Source organism: Sinorhizobium fredii USDA 205 (assembly GCF_001461695.1).
Taxonomy (GTDB): domain Bacteria; phylum Pseudomonadota; class Alphaproteobacteria; order Rhizobiales; family Rhizobiaceae; genus Sinorhizobium; species Sinorhizobium fredii.
In genome coordinates, this window is record NZ_AUTC01000075.1 from 1 (window position 1) to 1,778 (window position 1,778).

The following is a 1,778-nucleotide window of genomic DNA, read 5'->3' on the forward strand; positions in this document are numbered from 1 at the left end:
CATGTACGCACATCTTCCTCAGCCGTCGGTTAACTTTACGGTGCCCCCCTTCCTGCAGGAGGGCGAAAGAAGCCGTAGATAGCGTCCGGGATTTCCCACACCTATAACGCAAGCCGATGTCATCAATCCGACAAATCGACGGAAATTATCGAATGGTACTCCAGGCTACTCAGCGCAAAGCCGTGGCGGGTCACGGCCTGCCACGGCGGGGATCGCTGACGATCAGGCCGTCTTGAGGTCTGCTATAACCTTTTCAAAGAATTCCTTGATTGGCTTCGACATATCAATCAAAGCCTTGGTGCTGAGCGCCTGGGATTCTTTGACCTGCTCGACACCCATGTCTATACGCTTGCGCAGGAAGGAACACTGTAGGTCGAAAACTTGGGACGGCGATTTTGCCCCGATCAACTCGCTAAGATGGAAGTCGTCCTCTCCGGGCCGGAACGTCGGCGGCGCTGGAGCACAGCAGAGAAGCTGGCGATCATCCACGAGACCTATGAGGCGGACGCCACGGTGAGTATCGTCGCGCGTCGACACGGCATCCAGCCGAACCGGTTGTTTGCCTGGCGCAAGCTGGCGTCCCAAGGGGCACTGACGGCGACGGCCGCCGAAGAGGAGGTCGTTCCGGCTTCCGAATATCGGGCGCTTCAGGCCCAGGTGAAGGAGTTGCAACGCCTGTTGGGCAAGAAGACGATGGAGAGCGAAATCCTGAAGGAAGCCCTCGAAATCGCCGGTGGCCCAAAAAAACATCTGTTGCGCTCGCTCTCTCTTCCCAGGGGGATTTTGGAATGAAGACCGTCTGCGAAACTTTAGGGGTCGCCCGCTCGAATATCGCCGCGCGTGCCGCAGGCTCCCCTTCCAGAGCCAGAGGACGCCCGCCGCTACCCTGATCGCGAGCTGGTGGAGGACATCAAGGCCGTCATCGCCGATACGCCCACCTACGGCTATCGGCGTGTCCATGCCATCCTGCGTCGGAATGCTCGGAAACTGGGGCGTTCGTGGCCCAATGCCAAGCGCGTCTACCGGGTGATGAAGCTACACAATCTGCTGCTGGTGCGTCATACCGGAGCGGTCGATGATCGCCTTCACGACGGCCAGGTCGCCGTCGAACGTTCGAACATCAGATGGTGCTCCGATGGCTTCGAGATCGGCTGCGACAACAAGGAGAAGGTCCGTGTCGCCTTCGCCCTCGACTGCTGCGACCGCGAGGCAATCGCCCATGTCGCCACCACGGAGGGCATCAAGAGCGAAGACGTGCACGACCTCGTGATCACCGCTGTCGAGAACCGCTTCGGCCGCATCAACATGCTGTCCGAACCCATCGAATGGCTTACCGACCACGGCTCCTGCTTCATCGCCAAGGACACCGAATCCTTGCTGCGCGACATCGGCATGGAGCCGTGCACGACGCCGGTGCGCAGCCCGCCGAGGCGTTCGTCAAAACCTTCAAGCGCGATTACGTCTCGGTCAATCCCACCCCGGATGCTGAAACCGAAATCGCTCAACTGCCGTTCTGGTTCGAGCATTACAACAATCTTCACCCGCACAGTGCTTTAGGATATCAATCGCCGCGCGAGTTCATCAGCTCGCAATCTCAAACCTGAGCATGTCCGGTCTTTTGGGGGCAACTCCATCCCAGGGCTAAGCGGTGAAGTGCAGGTTTAACACTTCTGTCAAACGAAGTTAGGAGTTGAGCCAAGCTATTGGCTCATCGAATAATGCTATCTAACGATGTGGTGGCCGCTGCTGCACGATGGCTGCCGAGAGTGTCGGATCGG

1 pseudogene is annotated in these 1,778 nt (G+C 58.7%); it reads left to right on the forward strand.

Annotation, left to right across the window (positions count from 1 at the left end):
- The first annotated feature begins 417 nt into the window (after window positions 1-417).
- Window positions 418-1,604 (forward strand): annotated as a pseudogene (locus N181_RS31455) (IS3 family transposase).
- Window positions 1,605-1,778 lie beyond the last annotated feature (174 nt).